Origin of the sequence: Ventrimonas faecis (assembly GCF_040096075.1) — a bacterium.
GTDB lineage: Bacteria > Bacillota > Clostridia > Lachnospirales > Lachnospiraceae > Brotaphodocola > Brotaphodocola faecis.
This window is the reverse complement of record NZ_JBBMFJ010000018.1, coordinates 65,166-73,060: the sequence shown is the minus strand read 5'-3', so window position 1 is coordinate 73,060 and position 7,895 is coordinate 65,166. Positions and strand designations below refer to the sequence as shown.

The 7,895-nt window shown below is 50.7% G+C and carries 8 protein-coding genes; 7 read left to right on the top strand and 1 reads right to left on the bottom strand.

Going from position 1 to position 7,895, the window contains the following annotated elements; translation table 11 throughout:
• Positions 1 to 72: 72 nt before the first annotated feature.
• Positions 73 to 882, bottom strand: a complete 810-nt coding sequence (locus WMO41_RS09705; RefSeq protein ID WP_349229566.1) for an ABC transporter permease — start codon at positions 880 to 882, stop codon at positions 73 to 75.
• A gap of 186 nt (positions 883 to 1,068) precedes the next feature.
• On the opposite strand from WMO41_RS09705, the gene holA reads away from it, so the two are divergent.
• The 7 genes from holA (at position 1,069) to WMO41_RS09670 (ending at position 7,851) form a co-directional block, all read left to right on the top strand.
• On the top strand, positions 1,069 to 2,043 hold the full coding sequence (gene holA, locus WMO41_RS09700) for a DNA polymerase III subunit delta (protein ID WP_349229565.1): 975 nt from the start codon (positions 1,069 to 1,071) through the stop codon (positions 2,041 to 2,043).
• 142 nt (positions 2,044 to 2,185) lie between these two features.
• Complete coding sequence (lgt, locus tag WMO41_RS09695) at positions 2,186 to 3,049, top strand: prolipoprotein diacylglyceryl transferase (protein ID WP_349229564.1); 864 nt, start codon at positions 2,186 to 2,188, stop codon at positions 3,047 to 3,049.
• A gap of 105 nt (positions 3,050 to 3,154) precedes the next feature.
• Entirely contained in the window at positions 3,155 to 3,310 is a 156-nt protein-coding gene (locus tag WMO41_RS09690) for a Spo0E family sporulation regulatory protein-aspartic acid phosphatase (RefSeq protein WP_349229563.1), read from the top strand.
• A 280-nt stretch (positions 3,311 to 3,590) separates the two neighbouring features.
• Complete coding sequence (mraZ, locus tag WMO41_RS09685; RefSeq protein WP_118530323.1) at positions 3,591 to 4,016, top strand: division/cell wall cluster transcriptional repressor MraZ; 426 nt, start codon at positions 3,591 to 3,593, stop codon at positions 4,014 to 4,016.
• Between the two features lies 1 nt (position 4,017).
• A complete protein-coding gene (rsmH, locus tag WMO41_RS09680; RefSeq protein ID WP_177291415.1) occupies positions 4,018 to 4,953 on the top strand; it encodes a 16S rRNA (cytosine(1402)-N(4))-methyltransferase RsmH in 936 nt (311 codons plus the stop codon).
• 56 nt (positions 4,954 to 5,009) lie between these two features.
• Positions 5,010 to 5,486: a septum formation initiator family protein gene (locus WMO41_RS09675; protein ID WP_349229562.1), complete on the top strand. Its 477-nt coding sequence runs from the start codon at positions 5,010 to 5,012 to the stop codon at positions 5,484 to 5,486.
• Positions 5,487 to 5,547: 61 nt separating this feature from the next.
• Complete coding sequence (locus WMO41_RS09670; RefSeq protein ID WP_349229561.1) at positions 5,548 to 7,851, top strand: peptidoglycan D,D-transpeptidase FtsI family protein; 2,304 nt, start codon at positions 5,548 to 5,550, stop codon at positions 7,849 to 7,851.
• The last annotated feature ends 44 nt before the right edge of the window (positions 7,852 to 7,895 follow it).

Here is a 7,895-nt window from a genome sequence, read left to right as displayed (position 1 = left end):
ATTGAAACCGCCGTGTACCGAACGGTACGCACGGTGGTGTGAGAGGACGGCGGTTAGTCACCGCCTCCTACTCTATTTTTCCGTGGTTTCTGCGTGGGCAATGAGCTTGTAGAGGAGGGCGGAGAACAGGCATAAAAGAACGATGGAGAGCATGACACAGTCCAGCTGAAAAACCTGACTCCCATAAATAATGAGATACCCAAGTCCCCGTCTCGCCGCCAGAAATTCCCCAATGATCACGCCCACCAGGCACAGCCCCACATTCACCTTCATGTTGCTTAAAATCAGCGGAACGGAACCGGGAAGAAGCACCTTCGTGAGCACATCCTTTTTGCTGCCGCCCAGCGCATAGATCAGGCGGATCTTGTCGGGATCCATGGAAGAAAAACCAGTGTGCAGTGTCAGAATAGAACCAAACACCGCCACAGAAACCGCCGCCGCGATGATGGTATGCACATGGCTTCCCATCCACACGATCAACATGGGAGCCAGCGCCGATTTCGGCAGGCTGTTCAACATGACGAGATACGGTTCCAACACCTCCGAGGCGCTCCGGCTGGTCCACAAAAGCACTGCCACAAAGATTCCGGCCACCGTGACGATGAGAAAACTCACCACGGTTTCAAAGAGTGTAATGCCAATATGCGCGAAGATACTCCCATCCCGCACCATTTTCCAGAAACAAAAAAGAACTCTGGAGGGCGAGCTGAATATGAAATCATCGATCATATCTAGCCTTGTGCAGAGTTCCCATAAAGCGAGAAACAGCACAAGGAGCATGCTCCGTATGGTTCTCACCTTTCTCTTATGAAATTTTTCCTGTTCCATATATGCTTCCTGAAACCGGATCACGGACTGAAGCTGCGGATTGTTGTCTGCCATCTTCCATCCTCCAGTGTTGTCTTCCCTATATCATATGCAGAAAATGGATGGACGCGCCGGTACTAAGATGTCCCTGGTGTTTTTATCTTGTTCCCTTTCAGGGCATGTGGTATCATAGGAGATACTTGGAAGTAACTGTGAGGGTACTGAACAGTTACACTTGGAAAAAGAATGGAGATACATGCAATGCAGACATTAAACCAGGACATCAAATCAGGCGAATTCAAACAGATCTATCTTTTATATGGGGAAGAAGCCTTCTTAAAGAACAGCTACAAGAACCGATTAAAAGAAGCCATCATTGGAGACGACACCATGAACTTCGCCCGCTTCGAGGGAAAGGGGCTGGATGTGGATGAGCTGATCCGCCTGGCAGATACCATGCCGTTTTTTGCGGAGCGCCGCCTGATCCTCATTGAGGACAGCGGCTTTTTCAAGACGGCTTCCGATGCCCTGGTGCAGTATCTGCCATCCATGCCGGATACCACCATTCTGCTGTTTGTGGAGACGGAAGTGGATAAGCGGAACCGTCTCTACAAGAAGATAAAGGACATGGGCTACGCTGCTGAGTTAAACCGCCAGGACAGCGCGCAGCTTGCCAGATGGGCAGGAGGCATTCTTGCCAGAGAACAGAAAAAGATTACGAATCACACCATGGAACTGTTCTTAAGCATGACCGGGGATGATATGGAAAACATCCGCATGGAGCTGGAAAAGGTCATCAGCTATACGCTGGGACGGGATGTGATTACCGACGAGGATGTCATGGCCATCTGTACGGTGCAGGTAACCAACCGTATTTTTGATATGGTGTCAGCCATCGTGAACCGCCAGACCAGGAAGGCCATGGATCTTTATGAAGATCTCCTTACATTAAAAGAGCCGCCCATGCGTATCCTGTTCCTGATTGCAAGGCAGTTCAACCAGCTTTTACAGGTGAAGGAACTCATGGCAAAAGGTATGGACAAAGGAACCATTGCTTCAAAACTAAAGATGCAGCCATTCGTAGTAGGAAAGACCATGCCCCAGGCAAGGCAGTTCAGCCGGGAACAGATTCTTTCCTATGTGAACTCCTGTGTGGAGACGGAGGAAGCGGTGAAGAGCGGACGGCTGCAGGACCGGCTGGCGGTGGAACTTCTGATTACGAAAGAATATGGTTGATTTTTTTCTCCTTTCCCTATACCATTATACTCATGCGGCAATATCAGAAATACAAAAATGCTGTCGAACAAAGTCGCACGAATCTGTTTGCCTTTGCCGCGCGTGCGCGTTAAAATAAAGACAGCATCGAAAGGAGAAAACTATGAACGGAGCAGACATCCGTTTTGTGCATCTTGGAATTACGATTGAGCATCTGAAAAGCAGTATTTCAGTATTCGGATTCCGGATTGCGTTTTATGGCATCATCATCGGAATCGGAATGCTGGCGGGCCTCTGGATTGCCCAGTCAGATGCAAAGCGGAGAGGGCAGGATCCGGAGCTGTATCTGGATTTTGCATTGTACGCAATCATATGTTCCATTATCGGTGCAAGAATTTATTATGTGATTTTTGAGTGGGATTATTATAAGGAAAATCTGTTGCAGATTTTTAACCTGCGTGCCGGCGGACTTGCCATTTATGGCGGTGTGATTGCCGGAGCCATCACCATGATCGTTTATACCCGTGTGAAAAAGGTGTCCTTTTTCTCCATGGCAGATACGGGGGTGCTGGGACTGGTCACGGGGCAGATCATCGGCCGGTGGGGGAATTTCTTCAACTGCGAGGCGTTTGGCGGCTACACAGACAGTCTGCTTGCCATGCGCATCAGGCGCTCCCTGGTGAATGACAACATGCTGAATGCGGATGTCCTGAGTCATAAGATCGTGGAAAATGGGGTGGAATTCATTCAGGTACATCCGACCTTCCTTTACGAATCCTGTTGGAATCTGTGTCTTCTGATCTTTATGCTCTGGTTCCGCAAGTACAAAAAATACGATGGCCAGATGTTCTGGATCTATCTGCTGGGCTATGGGACAGGCCGTTTCTGGATCGAGAGCCTGCGCACGGATCAGCTGATTCTGTTTGGAACCGGGCTTCCGGTTTCCCAGGCACTGTCTCTGGTACTCATTCTTGTGGCAGCCGGGAACCTGATCTGGCGCGGACGAAAGAACAGGCAGGCCGCGTAACTGTTATCACTTGCACAGACTCTGTATGGTAAATGCTGTAAAACATGTCGCAATATTGATGTAACGTAATACTTCATCAGACACCTGGAAGGAGAACACGCAGGCATGGAAATTTCCAAGGAGGAACTGGTCGCTTGTATTGAGAAGGCCAGAAGAAAACTGGAGGGCAGTATTGAGGACGGGGAGGAGTACTGCTATGTTTATGAAAACAGTGTGGAACTTGATCGGCTGATCGAGATTTATATTGCCATGGGATACTGAAAAGACCTTAACAAAAGTTTAACAACTCTGAAAAGGGGGATATCCACAAAAGTTGTGTGGACATCCCTCTTTTTTGCGGATTTTCCTTGATTTACCAGCCTTTTTTGTTAAAAAAACCTTGCTATTTTCTTACGCATGTACTAAACTTATGATACAAGTGGTGGAAAGTGGCACAAAGTGGAGCAGAATGGCGCTGAAGTGGTTAAGTACACGGCAGACATTTTCTGAGCTGCGGTGCCAGCGTGGCGTAAAAGAGTAGCAAGGTAACAGGTGATTGATTATGTTCATGGGCGAATACAATCATACAGTGGACGCGAAGGGCAGGCTGATTGTCCCTTCCAAATTCAGGGAACAGCTTGGAGACGAATTCGTTGTAACGAAAGGGCTCGATGGCTGTTTATTCGTGTATGAAAATACAGAATGGAAAGCCCTGGAAGAAAAGCTGAACGCCCTGCCTCTTACCAACGCGAACGCGCGAAAGTTTTCCCGTTTTTTTCTTGCCGGCGCTACCACCTGTGAAGTAGACAAACAGGGACGGATTTTGCTTCCGGCCGTTTTAAGAGAATTTGCCAGGATCGATAAAGACGCAGTGTTAGTCGGCGTAGGAAGCCGGATTGAGATCTGGAGCAGAGACAACTGGAATCAGTCGAATACCTACGACGATATGGAAGAAATTGCAGAAAACATGGAGGGTCTTGGAATTTAAGATGGCATTTGAGCATAAATCAGTATTACTGTATGAAACAGTCGACAGTCTGAATATCAAACCGGACGGTATTTATGTAGATGGAACCCTTGGCGGAGGCGGACATGCCTATGAAGTATGCAGCCGTCTTGGGGAGCACGGGCGCCTGATCGGCATTGACCAGGACGCGGATGCCATCGCGGCAGCCACGAAACGCCTGGAACCGTTTGCGGACAAGGTTACCGTGGTCCGGAGCAACTATGAAAACATTGCTTCCGTACTTCATGACCTTGGCATTGAGAAGGTGGACGGCATCTATCTGGATCTGGGAGTTTCTTCCTATCAGCTGGATACCGCGTCCAGAGGCTTCACCTACCGGGAGGACGCGCCGCTTGACATGCGCATGGACCAGCGGAATACCCAGACTGCGGCAGATATCGTCAATACCTACAGCGAGATGGAACTTTACCACATCATCCGTGACTATGGCGAGGACCGTTTCGCAAAGAACATTGCAAAGCACATTGTGCAGAGGCGCCAGGAAAAGCCTTACGAGACAACCGGAGAACTCATTGAGACCATCAAGGCAGCCATTCCGGCCAAGATCCGGGCTACGGGCGGTCATCCGGCCAAGCGTACCTTCCAGGCTATCCGCATTGAGTTAAACCATGAACTGGATGTATTAAACCGTTCCATTGACACCATGATCGATCTTTTGAATCCGGGCGGACGGTTAAGCATCATCACCTTCCATTCCCTGGAAGACCGGATCGTGAAAAAGCGTTTCCGGGACAACGAAAACCCATGCATCTGCCCGCCGGAATTTCCGGTATGCATGTGCGGCAGAAAGAGCAAGGGTACGGTCGTTACAAGAAAACCGATCGTGCCTGGGGAAGAAGAACTCGAATACAATAAGCGCTCGAAGAGCTCCAAGCTTCGGGTATTTGAAAGAGCGTAGAGAAAAACAAAAGAACAGAACGCAAAGCTACGAGAGAGAAAAAAGGAGGAATGAGTATGGCTTCGCACAGAGCAGCAGGGAGACAGGGCTATGTGTACGGAACTGCCGCAAGAGACATGGCAGCAGAGAGGGAACGCACAAGAGAACGGAGAGTGGTGCAGTACCGCCAGAATATGAGCCATACTGTCAGAAGAAATCAGGAAAAGGCACTTCAGATGGATCTGCCCTACGTGATCATGCTGACGCTGGCAGCAGTCTGCGCGCTTTATATCTGCGTGGGATATCTGCATGTGCAGTCCTCCATGACTGCCAAGATCCACAACATCGAAGGTCTGGAGCAGCAGTTAGAGCAGCTTCGTTCTGAGAACGACGCGCTGCAGACCCGCATCAATACCGACATGGATCTGGATCACATCTACAAGGTAGCTACAGAGGAACTCGGCATGGTATATGCCAACCGTAATCAGGTATTATTATATGATAAAACGGAAAGTGAGTATGTAAGACAGTATGAGGACATCCCAAAACACTAATCAGGATTCAAGGATGGGGGACAAACGGAGATCCGGCGTACGCCGGATCTTCACGAAGTATATGCAGGAAAAGCTGGCGGTCACAGTCATTGTGATTACGCTGGCTTTGTTTGCGTTAATCTATGTGTTGTATCACATCATCACCACAAAACAGGACAGCTACAACCAGATCGTGCTGTCCCAGCAGCAGTATGACAGCCGTGTGCTCCCGTACCGGAGGGGCGACATTGTGGACCGTAATGGTACTTACCTGGCTACCACAGAGAAGGTTTACAACCTAATCATTGACTCAAAGCAGATCATGTCGGCGGAGGATGATTATCTGGACGCTACCGTTACCGCGCTGGTAACGGTGTTCGGATATGATGAAACCGAGATGCGAAATCTCATCCGCGACAATTCCACGAAAGCATACCTGCGCTACGCAAAACAGCTTTCCTATGACCAGAAGGAGGCCTTTGAGCAGTACCAGTCTGATACGAATAAGGCCAATGCCAAGGCAGATTCCAAGGCCCGGGTCAAGGGAGTCTGGTTTGAGGATGAGTTCAGGCGGATTTATCCGTACAATTCCCTGGCCTGCAACGTCATTGGCTTTGCTACCAGTGACGGCGGAACCGGAAACGGCGGTATTGAGCAGTCCTACAACGATTCCCTGGTGGGCACCAATGGACGGGAATACGGTTACTTAAACGATGATTCCAATCTGGAGCGCGTCATCAAGCCGGCGGAAAACGGCAACACCGTGGTTTCCACCATTGATGTGAATATCCAGAACGCGGTGGAAAAGCGCATCAATGAGTGGATGGCAGATCCGGGTTCCGAGCATATTGGGGTTGTGGTCATGAATCCGAACAACGGTGAGGTTCTGGCCATGGCCAACAACAGCATGTTTGACTTAAATAACCCGCGAAGCGCGGCGGACAGCTTCAGCGAGGAAGAACTGCGGGAGCTGGGCTTAAAAGAGGCCATGCAGACCTACAACCGCCAGCATAAAAAGACAGACGGCAGCACCATCACCATCGATCAGGTGCCGGAACATTATTCCGCAGACGAGATCCGCTCCTACGGACTTCAGGTAGCCTGGAACCAGAAATGGCGAAACTACGATATCAGTGATACCTACGAGCCGGGATCTCCTTCCAAAATCTTTACTGTGGCGGCAGCTCTGGAGGAGGGCGTCATTTCTCCAAATGACACCTTTTACTGCGACGGCTATCAGGAGGTGGCCGGTCATCAGATCAAGTGTACGGCTTACCACAAGGGCGGACACGGCATGCTGACGGTGGCGGAGGCCCTGATGGTTTCCTGCAACGATGCCATGATGCAGATCGCGGCAAAGATGGGAGCCACCACGTTTACCCGTTACATGGATGCCTTTGGCTTCGGCCAGAAGACCGGTATTGACCTGCCGGGTGAGGCAGACGCCAGGGGCCTGGTGCGCAGCGCCAGTGAGATGAACTCCGCGGACCTGGCAACCAACTCGTTCGGACAGAACTACAACTGTTCCATGATCCAGATGGCGGCAGCCTACTGTTCCGTCGTCAACGGCGGCTCCTACTACGAGCCGCATGTGGTAAAGCAGATCTTAAACGATCAGGGATCTGTGGTAAAAGAAGTAAAACCGAAGCTGGTGCGGGAGACCGTATCCGAGTCCACCAGCAGCTTTATCAAGGACGCGCTGTACCGAACGGTTTCTGAGGGAACCGGTAAGGCAGCCGCAGTAGAGGGCTATGAGATTGCCGGAAAAACGGGAACCGCAGAGAAAATTCCGCGTTCTGCGAAGAACTATCTGCTGTCCTTCTGTGGTTTTGCCCCGGCGCATGACCCGCAGGTGCTGGTGTATGTTACGGTTGATACTCCGCACGTGGAGGACCAGCCGCACAGTACCTATGCCAGTGGTGTGTTCTCCAAGATCATGGGTGACATTCTTCCTTATCTGAATGTCTTCCCGTCTGTAGACTTTGAGCAGCAGCAGAGCGAGGCAGCCGCGCAGCTTCCGGAGGCAGAGGGCATCACGGACAACAGCAGCGTGACTCCGGAGACCGAGGCAGAGCCGAAGGTATACGAGACCGAAGAATATATTGAGCCGGGCGCAGATTCCGATCTGCCGGAGGATGTACCGGAGAGCACGGAAACGGATGAGACCGGGGAGAGCGGAACGGATGCCGGAAGTGGTTATGTTCCTCCGGCCCAGACGGCCTCGGAAACTTCCGCTTCGGAGAGCAGCCCGGAGAGCAGTGCAGCAGAAAGTGAGAGCAGCACCGAAGCAGAAAGGCAGACGGAAAGCCAGACAGAAAGCGCGGGAGAATCCACTTCCCAGGCGGAGCGTGAGACCATGAGCGCAACTTCATCCGCAGGGGAATAGCTTTTTTCGCTGTTTCATACAATAGAATAATGGTAACTGTTTTA

What these genes read in the sequence shown, in the direction of transcription:
- rsmH (WP_177291415.1), top strand. Translation starts at nt 4,018, where the DNA reads ATGGCATTTGAGCATAAATCAGTATTACTGTATGAAACAGTCGACAGT.
- mraZ (WP_118530323.1), top strand. Translation starts at nt 3,591, where the DNA reads ATGTTCATGGGCGAATACAATCATACAGTGGACGCGAAGGGCAGGCTG.
- lgt (WP_349229564.1), top strand. Translation starts at nt 2,186, where the DNA reads ATGAACGGAGCAGACATCCGTTTTGTGCATCTTGGAATTACGATTGAG.
- WMO41_RS09705 (WP_349229566.1), bottom strand. Translation starts at nt 882, where the DNA reads ATGGCAGACAACAATCCGCAGCTTCAGTCCGTGATCCGGTTTCAGGAA.
- WMO41_RS09690 (WP_349229563.1), top strand. Translation starts at nt 3,155, where the DNA reads ATGGAAATTTCCAAGGAGGAACTGGTCGCTTGTATTGAGAAGGCCAGA.
- WMO41_RS09670 (WP_349229561.1), top strand. Translation starts at nt 5,548, where the DNA reads ATGCAGGAAAAGCTGGCGGTCACAGTCATTGTGATTACGCTGGCTTTG.
- WMO41_RS09675 (WP_349229562.1), top strand. Translation starts at nt 5,010, where the DNA reads ATGGCTTCGCACAGAGCAGCAGGGAGACAGGGCTATGTGTACGGAACT.
- holA (WP_349229565.1), top strand. Translation starts at nt 1,069, where the DNA reads ATGCAGACATTAAACCAGGACATCAAATCAGGCGAATTCAAACAGATC.